This window comes from Rhodococcus koreensis (assembly GCF_017068375.1).
Taxonomy (GTDB): Bacteria; Actinomycetota; Actinomycetes; order Mycobacteriales; family Mycobacteriaceae; genus Rhodococcus_F; species Rhodococcus_F koreensis.
In genome coordinates this window covers 809,900-823,019 of sequence record NZ_CP070609.1, presented here as the reverse complement: position 1 = coordinate 823,019, position 13,120 = coordinate 809,900, and the positions used below count along the sequence as shown (strand labels likewise).

General features: G+C 64.6%; 9 protein-coding genes. 2 read left to right on the top strand and 7 right to left on the bottom strand.

What is annotated here, in order from left to right:
- Nucleotides 1–18: 18 nt before the first annotated feature.
- From JWS14_RS03690 to JWS14_RS03660, 7 genes are all read right to left on the bottom strand, one after another.
- Nucleotides 19–2,481 carry an ATP-binding protein gene (locus JWS14_RS03690; RefSeq protein WP_241031261.1) on the bottom strand — a complete coding sequence of 821 codons (2,463 nt, stop codon included), beginning with the start codon at nucleotides 2,479–2,481 and terminating at the stop codon, nucleotides 19–21.
- 39 nt (nucleotides 2,482–2,520) lie between these two features.
- Entirely contained in the window at nucleotides 2,521–3,411 is an 891-nt protein-coding gene (locus JWS14_RS03685; RefSeq protein WP_206012524.1) for an NADP-dependent oxidoreductase, read from the bottom strand.
- Nucleotides 3,412–3,570: 159 nt separating this feature from the next.
- Nucleotides 3,571–4,761: an epoxide hydrolase family protein gene (locus JWS14_RS03680; RefSeq protein ID WP_206012523.1), complete on the bottom strand. Its 1,191-nt coding sequence runs from the start codon at nucleotides 4,759–4,761 to the stop codon at nucleotides 3,571–3,573.
- Between the two features lie 58 nt (nucleotides 4,762–4,819).
- Nucleotides 4,820–5,455, bottom strand: coding sequence for a VOC family protein (locus tag JWS14_RS03675; protein ID WP_241031260.1), 636 nt, complete (start codon nucleotides 5,453–5,455; stop codon nucleotides 4,820–4,822).
- A 74-nt stretch (nucleotides 5,456–5,529) separates the two neighbouring features.
- Nucleotides 5,530–5,838, bottom strand: a complete 309-nt coding sequence (locus JWS14_RS03670; protein WP_095863832.1) for a hypothetical protein — start codon at nucleotides 5,836–5,838, stop codon at nucleotides 5,530–5,532.
- A 109-nt stretch (nucleotides 5,839–5,947) separates the two neighbouring features.
- On the bottom strand, nucleotides 5,948–9,226 hold the full coding sequence (locus JWS14_RS03665) for a protein kinase domain-containing protein (RefSeq protein ID WP_095863833.1): 3,279 nt from the start codon (nucleotides 9,224–9,226) through the stop codon (nucleotides 5,948–5,950).
- A 422-nt stretch (nucleotides 9,227–9,648) separates the two neighbouring features.
- Nucleotides 9,649–10,026: an ANTAR domain-containing protein gene (locus tag JWS14_RS03660; RefSeq protein WP_072941321.1), complete on the bottom strand. Its 378-nt coding sequence runs from the start codon at nucleotides 10,024–10,026 to the stop codon at nucleotides 9,649–9,651.
- 470 nt (nucleotides 10,027–10,496) lie between these two features.
- Between JWS14_RS03660 and JWS14_RS03655 the strand changes: the two genes are divergently transcribed.
- A complete protein-coding gene (locus JWS14_RS03655; protein ID WP_241031259.1) occupies nucleotides 10,497–12,152 on the top strand; it encodes an ABC transporter substrate-binding protein in 1,656 nt (551 codons plus the stop codon).
- A gap of 3 nt (nucleotides 12,153–12,155) precedes the next feature.
- A complete protein-coding gene (locus JWS14_RS03650; protein ID WP_072941319.1) occupies nucleotides 12,156–13,118 on the top strand; it encodes an ABC transporter permease in 963 nt (320 codons plus the stop codon).
- The last annotated feature ends 2 nt before the right edge of the window (nucleotides 13,119–13,120 follow it).

Sequence of the window (13,120 nt, the reverse complement as noted above, 5' to 3'; positions counted from 1 at the left end):
TATGCAACGCCGGCATGGTCATGAGTGGTGAGTTCGCATCTCGGGGCCGGGGTTCTGCTGGTGTCGCTGTTCCACGAGCCACGTGGCGATCTGCGTTCGCGAGGTGTAGCCGAGTTTGGAGAGGATCCGTTCGACGTGCCCCTGTGCAGTCCGCTGCGAGATGACCAGCTTTGCGGCGATCGCCCTGTTGGTCAGTCCCTCGGCGACGAGCTCGGCGACTTGTCGTTCACGTCGGCTCAGGGTGCCGACTTCGGGCGTCCTCGTCGCAGGCACGGGCTGTATATCGAAGGCGTATTCGACCGCGTCGTCGACGCTGAACGCGCTGCCGTGCTGGTACTTCTCCTCGAACTGTCGGTCACCGAGCACACGGCGTGCCTGCTGTTCGCAGTCGCTGTGGTAACTCAGACCGGTGAGATAGTTGGCCATGGTTCCGCCGACGTCCCGCCAGATTGCGGCGGCGGCTCCGAGAAGGACTGCGGCGCAGCCGGGATCGTGGTCGGTCTCGATCCATGCGAGCGCTTCCAGGCTGCAGCCGATGCCGAACGAGTCGTCGGCACGAGTCGACAGTCGGATTCCCTCCTCGATGACCGCTCGCGCCCGGGTGCGATCACCATCGCACCACCACGCCCAGGCCCCCATCATCGCGGACCGCCCGCAGTACACGAAGTCGCCGAGTGTCCCGGCGAGGGCAAGCATCTCCGCGTGGCAGACGCGCGCCTTGGACGCGTCGCCGAGCGACACGTAGGAGAGCCCTTTGCCCAACAGGCTCACTACGTGTAAGAAGTCGGCACCCTCGGTTTCTTGCGCGGCACCGATCGCCTCATCGAAATACATTACGGCGGAAACGGAGTCGCGGTTGTAGAGAGCGAGGAATCCTCGGACGAATCCCCGCAGCGCACGCATCCAGGTGGCGCCCGGTCGATCCTCGAGGGAATCGGCGCGGGCCAGCAGACCAACACCTTCAGTCACGTCTCCCTGCACTCCCGCGAAGAGGCTGACCAGGTACAGGGCTGTGGCCGGATCCGCACCGGATTCGCCGACGTGGGCGGCGAGGACCCGGTCGAGCCAGAGCCGGCCCTCCCGGACGTATCCGCGGGAGAGCCAGAACGGAGACAACCCGACCGCCATGCGCAGTCCGGCATCGGCCTCGTCTGGTTCGGAGAGCGCAAAATGCAGGGCAGCACGAAGATTCGGCTGTTCCCTATCGAGGAGATCGAGCCAATGCAGCTGACGAGGACTGATGATGTCGGCCGCGGCACGCGTGATCAGCTCCTGGTAAAAGTCCTGAAAGCGTCTGCGCAGGTTGGGGTATTCGTCCGTGGGCTGCAGTTTTTCCTGGGCGTACTCTTTCAAGATATCCAGCATCCGGTACCGGACCACGTCGCCGGCCTCTTCCCTGATCAAAATCGATTTGTCGACCAGTGCCGACACGACGTCGAGGAGATCCCCGCCCCGATCATCGTCGCCGCAGATGGCTTCGGCGGCGTCGAGTTCGAAGCTGCAGGCGAACACCGTCAACCGCGCCCACAGACGCTGCTCTTGCGGGGTGCACAGCTCGTAGCTCCAGTCGATGGACCACCGCAACGTCTTCTGCCGGTCGGGTGCGGCACGGCTGCCGCCGGTGAGCAGGCGGTATCGATCGGTCAAGCGGTCGAGGATCTGGTGCACGGACATGACTTGCAGCCGAGCTGCGGCCAATTCGATCGGCAATGGCAATCCGTCCAGGCGAGCGCAGATCTGCGCCACCGCCACCTGATTGTCCTCCGTGAGTTCGAACGTGGGAACGGCGGCGACGGCTCGTTGCAGAAACAACGCGACCGACTCGTAGCCGGGCAACCCGCGAAGCGACGGCGCATGGTCTGGGTTGGGGGTCTGCATCGGCGGAACCCGGGTCACCGCCTCCCCCCTGACCCTCAGCGGCTCCCGGCTCGTCGCCAGGATGCGCACCCCTGGGCAGGTCCGCAACACGGTGGCCGCCAGTGCCGCCACCGACTCGACCAGGTGCTCACAGTTGTCGAGCACCAGCAACACATCCTTGTCGGCGAGGTGGTCGGTCAGCAGGACCAACGGTGCGTCCACCGTGTGATTCCTCAGTCCGAGGACATCCGATACGACACCGGTCACCAACTCCGGATCGGAGAGCTCACTGAGCTCGATCAGCCACACCCCGTCGGTGAACGCTCGCTGCGAGTCGGTGGCGACTCGCAGCGCGAGCCGGGTCTTCCCGACGCCCCCGATCCCGGTCAATGTCACCAGCCGGGACGCGGACAGCATCTTCTTCGTCTCGCCCACCTCGTGGCGACGGCCGACGAAACCGGTCAGGTCCACCGGCAGGTTTCCGGTCCGGCCTCGGCCCCGGACCGGCATCGAATTGCCCGAACCACCGCCCGATCGTGCCTTCGCGTCGGGCGGCGGCACGGGCATCGGGGTGAGTTCGGTCGGGCGGCCCGCGGGCCCGGCTCGATTGGATTCGTCGTTCATGGATTCTTCGCTGATCTCGGTGGGCCGCTACCGTGCCGGTCAGACGACGAGCGTGATGCGGCGTCCCAGCTGGCGGTCGTACTCGTGGTGAGCAGCCTCGATCTCTGAGAACGTGAACGTTGTCGAGCCGGGGAGGTCGAGCTCACCGGCGGCGAGGAGTTCGGCGAGTGCGTGCAACATCGCGCCGGACTCGTGGGTGATCACCAGCGTCGCGCTCTCCGGCGACACGCTGTGGGGCGGGCTTCCCGGGACAACGGTGACGTAGTGCCCCCCGGGCCGTAACGCGGCGGACAGGTCAATTCCTGCGGTGTCGATCACTGCGTCGACGCGGGAGACCGGCAGTGAGCCGATATGTACTTCCTCGGCTACACCGGTCGGCAATGATTCCGCCTGCTCGGCCCGCCGAACCAACGCGTGCGCGCGGTATCCGCGGAGGTGGAGAAGCTGCAGGGCGATACGTCCGACCGCGCCGGCGGCTCCGGCGACGAGCACGTCGGATCCCGGAGTCAACTGCAGAGCATCGACGGCCTGCATCGCTGTCAAGCCGGGTAGGGGTAACTGGGCAAGGATGGCCGGGTCGACGTTTTCGGGGGCACGGGCAAGGGACGTCTCCGGGAGGCAGACGAACTCCGACCATGTCCCGTTTCCGGTGACGGCCGACGTCGAGGCACCAATGACCCGATCACCGGGCAGAAACCGGCCGGCATTCGGGCCCGTCTGTTTTACGGTGCCCACCAGGTCGTATCCGAGCGTGAACGGCGCAGTTCCCTGAGGTGTGATCATCCCGCTACGAATCTTCACGTCCGCGGGATTGATCGCCGATGCTTCGAGGGCGATGAGTACTTCACCCTCACCCGGACTGGGGACTGGAATATTTCGCACCTGGAGCACATCGATGTATCCAGGAGAATCGAACTGAACAGCGAACATGGTTCATACCTATTCTTGTGTGAAACGAGACGATGTCGGGCTGTGGCGCAGAGAACGCACGGCGTGGCCGCGCAGCCGGGGCGACCGGGAGGCTCGCAGTGAGCCACCCGGTCGCCCGCGGCAGGACGTGGGCCGGTGCACACGTCCGACGGCGCTCGGCTATCGAAGCGACCGCAGGCCCACGCGAATCTCTTCAGCCAGGAGCTGTGGCTGTTCCCAGGCCGCGAAGTGCCCGCCCTTGTCGAGCTTGTTGTAGTGGACGAGGTTGGGATACGCCTTCTTCGTCCAACTGCGCGGTGCCTGATAGAGCTCGTCGGGAAAGACGCTCACGGCAACCGGGATGGAGACGCCCCTGGTGGCGAGGAACGCCGGGGACGTGAGTTCCCAATAGAGCCGAGCTGCGGACACCGCGGTGTTCGTCAGCCAGAACAGCGTGATGTTGTCGAGGACGTCGTCTCGCGTCAGGCCTTCGGGCTGTCCGGCGAAGGCCCGGGCGATCAGCTCCAAACTCTTCGCGTCGTGGTCGAGCATGAACGTTGCCAGTCCGACGGGCGAATCCGTCAATCCGGTCAGTGTCTGTGGGCGCGTCCCCATCTCCACGGCGTAGCCGATGTGCTGGTAGAAGAATGCCAGCTGGTCGGAGGCGGCCTTTTCGTCGTCGGAGAGATCGGACGGCAGTGGGTTGCCGGTGCGGAGCGCCTGATCGATCTCGGGTGGAACCACGGAAGCCATGTTGGTGTGAATGCCCACCAGTTCCGGCGGCGCCTGCAGAGCCATCAGTTCCGTGACGATCGCGCCCCAGTCGCCGCCTTGAGCCGCGTACCGCGTGTATCCGAGGCGCTTCATCAGCTCGATCCAGGCGCGTGCGATGCGGTCGAGGCCCCAGCCGGTGGTGGTCGGTTTGCCGGAGAACCCGTAGCCGGGCCCCGACGGAATCACCAGATGGAAAGCGTCCGATGCGTCACCACCATGAGCGGTGGGATCGGTCAGCGGTTCGATGATCTTCAGCTGCTCGATGATCGACCCGGGCCACCCGTGCGTGACGATGAGCGGCAACGCGTCCTCGTGCTTCGAGCGAATGTGAATGAAGTGAATGTCGAGCCCATCGATCTCCGTGATGAACTGCGGCAGAGCGTTCAGCTTCGCCTCGACCTTGCGCCAGTCATAATTCGACGCCCAGTACTGCGCGAGTGCCTGGCTCGTCGCGAGCGGCACGCCCTGCGAGTGATCTGCGACGGTCTCCTTGTCGGGCCACCGTGTGGCCGCGATGCGCTGGCGCAGCGCCTCGAGTTCGGTCTCGGGGAACTCGATCGTGAACGGCCGGATCGCGACTTCGGATGTGACAGACATGTGGGGTCCTTGCTGTGTTGATTGTTGGTGGAGAATGGCTTTTGGGTGGATCGGAGCGTTAGATGGGCAGCTCAGACCCGGCCTGTTCGGCGACCATGTAGGCGGCGTACCAGTCGGGCCAGTTCTCGTCGTACTGTCCGCCGTTGCGCTTCTCGTGTTCACCGTGGGCGATGGCCGCGCGGAAAAGCGCCTTCACCAGTTCGCGGTGGGAACTGAATGTTGTTGCGGCGGAGTCGATGCGGCCGGGCAGCCGGGTGGTGACTTCCTGCAACTTCCAGGTGTTGCCGTCGGGATCGTGGAAGCTGGCGTACGAGTTGTAGCTGGAATGGTCGGGGTCCGGTCCGGGGACCGGGCCGTTGGCGGTGTAGTGGAAGATGTCGCTGACATCGGTTCCGGCGGCGACCAGCTGCTGGTGGGCGGCGACGATGTCGGAGACGATCAGGAAGGCTGTGGCGGAGCCGGGTGCGGCGGTGGTCAGGTCGGTGCCGAAATGGATCGAGGTGGCGGCGCCTGGCGGGGTGAACTGGACGACGCCGGAGTCGGGCGGTGTGAAGTCTCGTCGCCAGCTGAGTTTCGTGTAGAAGTCGGTGGCGCGATCCATGTCGGAGACGGGGAGGACGAGGACCTCGAGTTTCATGTCGACGGTCGCGACCGTCGCGGTGGTGGTCGCCTCGGTGGTGCGGGTTTCGGTCATGCTCATTACTTCCTTCTGGGGATTTCTCTGGTGGGTGGTGACGGTGGGGTGGGGCGATCGACGGTGCAAACGCCCTACATCGGGGTGCTGCTGCTGTGCCAGCCGGCAAGGAGTGGGTCGCCGATGGTGGTTTCGGCGCGGCGGTCCTGCCTTTGGTCGCGTTGCCGGTCGTGCCGGCTCTGCTGCTGCATGGTGTTGTCGTGGTCGCGGGGAGTGCCATGTGCGGCGACGACGGCGACGGGGGTGGCGGCAGCTGTGGTCGCGGCTGCAGTGCCGGCGGGGATGACGCCGAGTGCGGCGGTGGCGACCGCGGCGGTGGCGAACCGCTTCCAGGAGGAGATGCTGGTGTGTGAGTTGTTCTGGTGGAGGTGCGTGCTGTTCATGCCGATAAGACTCGCAATTGCACGGCGCGTGTGACGGCGGTGATCTACGTGCTTCACTACCTGCATTTCCTACGCAGGTATGCCCCCGGTGGACCCAGCGGAGGCCGAACTACGGCTTTCGGGAATCGATGCTCTCCTCGCGGGCGATCCAGGCGGCAAGCTGCGCGCGGGATCGATGCCCGGTCTTCGTGAGGATGCGGTCTACGTGTCCTTCTGCGGTACGGGGCGAGATGACCAGCCGTTCCGCGATCTCCTTGTTCGTGAGTCCCTCCGCAACCAGCTTTCCCACTTCTTTCTCACGAGGGGTGAGCTTCACCTGCGCTGAAGGAGTGTCCTGCGCCGCCGGCTTGGACGTGCGCTTTTGCAACGCGAATTCGATCGACGCGAGGTGTTCGAGGCGTTCACCGGCCTGGGATTCTCGCTCGAACGCAGAGTCACCCAGCAGCTGACGGGTGCGATTCTCGTAACGAGTTCGTGTGCGGATCAACTCTTCGTTTCCGAAGAGCGGAGAGCTCCCCATCTCGCCACACAGAGTGCGCCCGATACCCAGCAGACGTGCGGATCGAGCGGGATTGCCTTCCTCGATCGCGATCCACGCAAGAATCTCGGTGCATGCACTCACACCCAACCAGTCGCTCAGTGACTGCTTCAGTTCGATCGCTTCTTTCAACGAATCCGAAGCTTGCGGGTACTTGCGCTGGGTCCACAGTGCGAGTCCGCGCGCCCACAGCGCCCATGACGTCGAGAACCGCTCCGGCAGCGCTTTGCCCTGGGCGATGGTTTCCTCCGCCGAAGCAAGGGATTGTTCGAGGTTGCCGGACAGGCAGTGCACGAAAGCCAATTGGGCGCCGCCCAACAGTGTCAGGGAGTTGACTTCCCCTGACTCGGCGTGGTGTGACATGCCGGCGGTGAGAAGCTCCAACGCTTCTTCGAGATTTCCGTCGATCTCCTCCGCCGCGCCTCTGAACTGAAGCGCAAACGCCTGGGCGGTTCGATCACCGACCGATTCCGCGACGTCGCTGCATTCCAGCAAGTAGCGCTTGGAGGTCGTGATGTCGCCCTGAATCATTGCGTACCAACCGATCACCCAGAGCGCTTTCGCCCTCTCGCGGCTCGGCTGGCGGTCGGCCTCCAAGGCCCGGGTCAGCCAGTACCGCCCGTCTCGTAGCAGGCCACTCGCGTTCCAGAAGAACCACAGCGAACCTGCCATCCGCAGACCGGTTCGGGCCTCGCCTGGGGTGGACAGGCAGTACTCCAGCGCCGACCGCAGGTTCGCACGCTCGTGCCGGAGGCGACGGTTCCATTCCAGCTGGCCCGATGCCAGTGACTGAGCCTCGCTGCGTTCCGACATCCGCAGGAAATAGTCGCGGTGATTCCTGTGCCACTTGTCCTGGTCACCTTGCTCGGCAAGTCTCTCGACCGCGTAATCCTTGATGCTTTCCAGCAACTTATATCGAACCGTGGATCCGGACTGAACGGTGGAAATGACCGATTTTTCGACAAGAGTGGAGATCAATTCGAGAGCATCCGGAACGATGTCCGGATCAGTGCACACGCTCTCGACTGCATCGAAATCGAAACCGCCCGCGAAGACCGACAGCCGCGCCCACAGGACTTGTTCCTCCGGCGAGCACAGATCGAAGCTCCAATCGATGGCGCCACGCAGCGTCTGATGCCGCACCGGACCGCCACGGTTTCCCCGGGTCAACAGATCGAACAGTGCGCCCTCCCGTGACAGGACGCGGTCGAGGGGAAGGGACCTGATCCGGACGGCTGCGAGTTCGATGGCCAGAGGGATGCCGTCCAGCCGCCGGCACAGACGGGCAACCCCCAGGCGGCTCTGGTCGTCGAGGGTGTATCCGGGGACGACGGATGCGGCGCGTTGCTCGAAAAGATCGACCGCCTCGGAATGAAAGCTCTTTCCGTCTCGTCCCTCGACGAGCTGAGCTTCATCTAGAACCGACATGGGAGGAACCTCGAACACGGCCTCACCCAGCACACCGAGCGGTTCCCGACTGGTTGCCAGGATCTGCACGCGGTCCGACCGCCGAACAATGTCGGCCGCGACTGTTCCGCACGCCTCGATCAAGTGCTCACAGTTGTCCAGGACGATGAGTGCATGCCTTCCACCGAGGAATTCGAAGAGGTAGTGAGTTCCATCCGCAGTCACTCCGTCTCGAATATCGAGCGCCTCGGCAATTGCGCTGACGACAAGTTCTGGAAGGGAGATCGCGGCGAGATCCACGAACCAGATGCCGTCGGCGTAGGTTCTGCGCACTTCCGAGGCGACGCGGCACGCCAGCCGGGTCTTCCCTACCCCTCCGAATCCCGTGAGTGTCACTATCCGAGAATCCGCGAGCCGCGCCTTGACCGCGGCCACTTCATTTCGGCGTCCGACGAAACTTGTCACTTCACGAAAGAATTCGTGCGCGGTGGGAACGGGTTGGTCGGCCGCCGCCACTTTCTCCTCGCGATGGCTGTCTCCCGGTTCGGTGTGCAGTGCCATCTCGTCGACGGGAAAATTATGGAGACGTTGGGATGCGCGGAGTTGCTGACCGAGTTCCGTGGCGGAGGGGCGGCTCGCCGGGGTACCGGACATGGCATGTTCGATGATCGTGCTGACGTCCTCGGGAATGCCGTGCTTCCGTGGGTCCGGAACGGGCTCGGCCGTGATCCTCAGGAACTGGGCTACCACCTGCTCCCCGCTGCGGCGTTCGAAGGCAGCGTGACCGGTCATCACAGCGAACAACGTGGCACCGAGGCCGTAGACATCGGCAGCAGCACTCGGAGGTTCGCCGGTCACCACCTCGGGGGCGGTGAACGCCGGCGAACCCGTCACGACGCCGGCGGTGGTTTCGAACCCGCCGGCGATACGGGCGATGCCGAAATCTGACAGGGCCGGCTCGCCGTAGTCGGTGATCAGGATGTTCCCGGGCTTGACGTCGCGATGAAGGATCCCGAGGCGGTGGGCAGTCTCGAGGGCACCGGCCATCTTCACCCCGAGCCGCAGCGCTTCGTCGAGCGGGAGCGGTCCGTCGCGCCGGATCCGCGTGTCGAGTGAGTCCTGGGCGTGGTACGGCATGACGATGTACGGCCGACCGCTGTCGGTGACGCCCACATGGAGGACATTGACGACATTGGGGTGTCCGGTCAGCCTGCCCGCCGCGCGCTGCTCACGCAGGAACCGTTCCCGGTTCTCCTCGTCGAGGTCCGCGGTGAGGACCTTGATTGCCACGGTGCGGTCGAGCGCCGCCTGGGTGCAGCGGTAGACGACCCCGAAACCACCGCGGCCGACCTCTTGTGCGTCCTCGAATCCGGCGGCTGCGAGGTCCATCGCGACCGATCCCGACGCGCCACGTTGCGTCGCGAAAGGATCGATGTCAGTCATTGACTACATCGATTCTTCCGGTCCGAGCCACTGTCGAAGAAATGCATCACTGCCGGCCTCTCGCGGATGTATCCAAGGATATCGCTGCAATGACGGTGGCGTTGCGAATGGTCATGCCTGTTTCACTAGCTGCGTCAACCCAGCGCTCAATCCGCGCGAGCACCTCCGCAAGCGGGTCGCCGGCATGCCCCGCTCCGGCAGTAGTTCGCATCCTCGAACCCGTCGCTTGTGAGGCCGGTCCGACCGCCTTCGGCCTATATCGGGCACGGGCCGCGGCAGAGGAACGCGGCCCGTCACCGCGCGTCGCAATATCGACACGCTCATCAACCAACTCTTGACGAAGTGCATGGCGCCGCCGGGGTAACTCCGCGGCGGCGTCCTATCTTGCCCACTTGACACATTCGCCTACACATCAGGTGTCATCACGGTCGAACCTGTGTCGCGAGGTGGGGGTGGTGGCGTCCCTGCAGACTGTCCATCCGCTGCGACGGACGACGGTGGTGCCCGGAGGACGGTCCGCGGAGTCCTTCCCACTCGGGGAATGCGACCGGCCTGCGACTCGTGAGGTGACCGGTGTTGCTGGTGAGATCGATCAGGCACCGGGCAGCGCCCTGCACGGAGAGGTGGTGCCTGCGCGCCACGTCGAGTAGTTCGTCGAAAGCCTGGGCATCGCTGTAGCCGCGTCTGGTGATCAGGACCGCCTTCGCAGTGGTCACGAGTTCACGGTCCGACGGCCCCCGGCGCCGGTCGAGGAAGCTTCGGGCGGACCGCACGGGGTTCGAGATCTCGGAATTCAACATCTGGCATCACCTTCGCCTACGACATTCCCCGGGTGGCGGAGTCGTAAACGGATACGGTCGCATTCCCGTCCCCGTTCACCGAGGATGGGGATACAGATCAGCTCGACCGGGCACACTGCGGCCGCCGATCGTCGGCCGATCGTTCCCTTGAGCCAATCTTAAAGAACCTCGTAGTTCAGGTTGGTTGTTCGTCATTCCGGCACTGTGCACACTCAGCTGGTCACAGTTGTGACGAGTGTCGAGACGCGGAAGGAAGAACGTGATGAGCGCCCATGGCCCCCTGTTCTCCTCCGCTGCGTTCCACTGTTGTCGCTGATCTCGTGACCGGGCGCCTGCGGGCACCCGATTCGGAGTTCGTACCTCCGATCCCCTGATCGTCCCGTCCGCCCGACCGTCGTCGGGGTGGATTCGGCGCCACGCGCGTGTCTCGTCTTCCTTCCGTTCGTCCATGCATTGAGGAGTTCCGTCAGATGACCCGAAGATTCGTCGGCAGAGCAACAGCTCTGATTGCGGCTACGGCCGCCGCAGCACTGGTGCTCACCGGGTGCGCCGCATCCCAGTCGGTGGCCTCCTCGAACGTCGGAGGGGATCCGGTTCCCGGCGGGACCCTCCGGTTCGCCGTCCTGGACGCGCCGGCGAACCTCGATCCGCATTCCGGTAGCTCGTACCCGGAGTCGCTGATCACGAGCAACATCAGCGACAAGCTCGTCTATCAGAATCCCGAATCGGGTGCTCTCGAGCCCTGGCTGGCGACGTCCTGGGACGTCAACGAGACTCTGACGGAATTCACGTTCCACTTGCGGAACGACGTCACGTTCAGCGACGGCACGCCGTTGACAGCGGACTCGGTGAAGGAGAACTTCGACCTCCTCGGTTTCGGCAACAAGGAACTCGGTGTCGTCCCGGTATCCGCGTACTGGGGCGGGTACGTCGGCACGGAGGTGATCGATCCGAGCACCGTGAAGGTCACCCTCGACAAGCCGAGTGCCGGTTTCCTCCAGGGTCTCTCGATGTACTTTGCCGGGATCCTCGGGCACACGACGCTGCAGTTGAGGAAAGAGGACCGCGCGCTTCCACAGAACATCGTGGCGACCGGGCCGTTCGTCGTGACCGAACACGTGTACCAGGAGAAGACCGTCCTGCGGAAGCGGGAAGGATACAACTGGGCGCCGGCGAGCCGGGGGCACAACGGTGACGCCTACCTCGACGCCGTGGAAGTGCTCGTCATCCCGGAGGCCGGGGTCCGGACGGGGGCGTTGCGCTCGGGTGAGGTGGACGCGATCCTGGACGTCAACACGACCGACGAGGCGCCGTTGCGCGCCGAGGGCTACGAGATCGTTCCCCAGCTGATCCCGGGCCGCGATATCGCATTCGATTTCAAGACCGATCTCTTCCCGACCAACGAGCGTGCCGTGCGCGAGGCCGTCAAACTCGGCTGGAGCCGGGACGCGCTGGCGAAGACGGTACTGACCGACAGCTACCGGCCGTCGTCCTCGGTGGTCTCGGAGCGCGTGCCGGGATATGCGGACTTCAGCGATCGACTGGTCGAGAACCAGGACGAGGCGAAGCGGATCCTGGATCAGGCCGGCTGGAAGGAAGGCCCGGACGGTATTCGCGTCAACGCCGACGGCAAGCCGCTCAACCTGAGTCTGCTCGCCATCAACAACCTGGTGATCAACAAGCCCGCGTTCGAACTCATCCAGCAGGATCTGCGTGACATCGGTGTGGACCTGCAGTTGCAGGTCCTTCCCATCCCCGATTACCAGGCGGCGAGCAAGCTGCAGGGCAAATGGAACGTCCAGGTGTTCAATACCAGCCGATCGGACGTGGCGGTGCTCGAGCAGACCTACTCGCCGCTGTTCACGAACGGCGCCGCCATCACTGCGGACAACCCCGTCCGGCAGAAGGCGATCGACACGTTCCGCGCCGTCAACGAGACACTCGATCCGGCCAAGCGTGCCGCCGCGGCCGCCGCGGCGCAGGACTTCGTTCTCAACGAGGAGATCCTCAGTGTGCCGGTGTACAACCCGGCCCAGGTGACCGCGGCCAACCCGAAGGTCCACAACGTGGGCTACGAGGCACAGTCGCGAAACGTGTTCTACGACACCTGGATAGAGCAGGGCTGAACAATGGGACGGTACATCCTCGCCAAACTGGGTCAGTCCCTGTTCGTCGTGTGGGCGGCGTACTCGCTCACGTTCGTCCTGCTGTACGTGCTTCCGTACGACACCGTCGACCTCATGTTCGACCCGAGCGAGGCGGAACTGGTCAGTGACGCCGACAAGGACGCGGCGCGCGCACACTACGGTCTCGATCAGCCGGTGGTCGTGCAGTACGCCACGCGACTGTTCGGTGCGTTGCACGGGGACTTCGGGCATTCGGTGCGCACGGGGGAGAACGTGTGGTCGATGATCTTCGCGGTGTTGCCGCAGACGGCGATCCTCGCGGGTGCCGCACTGCTGCTCGCGGTGATCGTGGCGTTCGCAATTGCGCTGTCGGCGGCGTACACCCGCAGTTCGTGGCTGTCGCAGGCCATCGCGTCCCTCCCCGCGGCCGGTGTGTCCGTACCGGTGTTCTTGGTGGGGCTCGCGATCCTGCAGGTCTTCTCGTTCCAGCTGCGATGGTTTCCCCCCATCGGAAACGACGGCTTCGCCTCGCTCGTGCTGCCCGCCGTCACGCTGGCGATACCGGTGTCGGCGCCCATCGCGCAGCTGCTGCTGAAGAACATCGAACTCGGGTTGAACGCGCCCTACGTCACGGTGTCCGTCGCGAAGGGCGCCAGCCGGTTGTGGGTTCTGGTGCGCGATGTTCTCAAGAACGCGAGCCTGCCCGCACTGACGATTGCCGGACTCACCCTCGGGAATTTGCTGGCCGGCGCGGTGATCGTCGAGACCATCTACTCGCGTTCCGGCCTCGGCCGGCTAACCGAGACGGCAGTCCGCACGCAGGACGTGATGCTCGTGCAGGCGGTGGTGGTGTTCGCGGCCGTCGTCTTCGTGGTCGTCAATTTCGTGGTCGACATCGTCTATCCGCTGCTCGACCCGCGGCTGCGCACGCGGGTCCTGGCCGGCGCCGCCCCGGCGGCCGGGTAAGG

What these genes read in the sequence shown, in the direction of transcription:
- JWS14_RS03675 (WP_241031260.1), bottom strand. Translation starts at nt 5,455, where the DNA reads ATGACCGAAACCCGCACCACCGAGGCGACCACCACCGCGACGGTCGCG.
- JWS14_RS03665 (WP_095863833.1), bottom strand. Translation starts at nt 9,226, where the DNA reads ATGACTGACATCGATCCTTTCGCGACGCAACGTGGCGCGTCGGGATCG.
- JWS14_RS03680 (WP_206012523.1), bottom strand. Translation starts at nt 4,761, where the DNA reads ATGTCTGTCACATCCGAAGTCGCGATCCGGCCGTTCACGATCGAGTTC.
- JWS14_RS03650 (WP_072941319.1), top strand. Translation starts at nt 12,156, where the DNA reads ATGGGACGGTACATCCTCGCCAAACTGGGTCAGTCCCTGTTCGTCGTG.
- JWS14_RS03660 (WP_072941321.1), bottom strand. Translation starts at nt 10,026, where the DNA reads ATGTTGAATTCCGAGATCTCGAACCCCGTGCGGTCCGCCCGAAGCTTC.
- JWS14_RS03690 (WP_241031261.1), bottom strand. Translation starts at nt 2,481, where the DNA reads ATGAACGACGAATCCAATCGAGCCGGGCCCGCGGGCCGCCCGACCGAA.
- JWS14_RS03670 (WP_095863832.1), bottom strand. Translation starts at nt 5,838, where the DNA reads ATGAACAGCACGCACCTCCACCAGAACAACTCACACACCAGCATCTCC.
- JWS14_RS03655 (WP_241031259.1), top strand. Translation starts at nt 10,497, where the DNA reads ATGACCCGAAGATTCGTCGGCAGAGCAACAGCTCTGATTGCGGCTACG.
- JWS14_RS03685 (WP_206012524.1), bottom strand. Translation starts at nt 3,411, where the DNA reads ATGTTCGCTGTTCAGTTCGATTCTCCTGGATACATCGATGTGCTCCAG.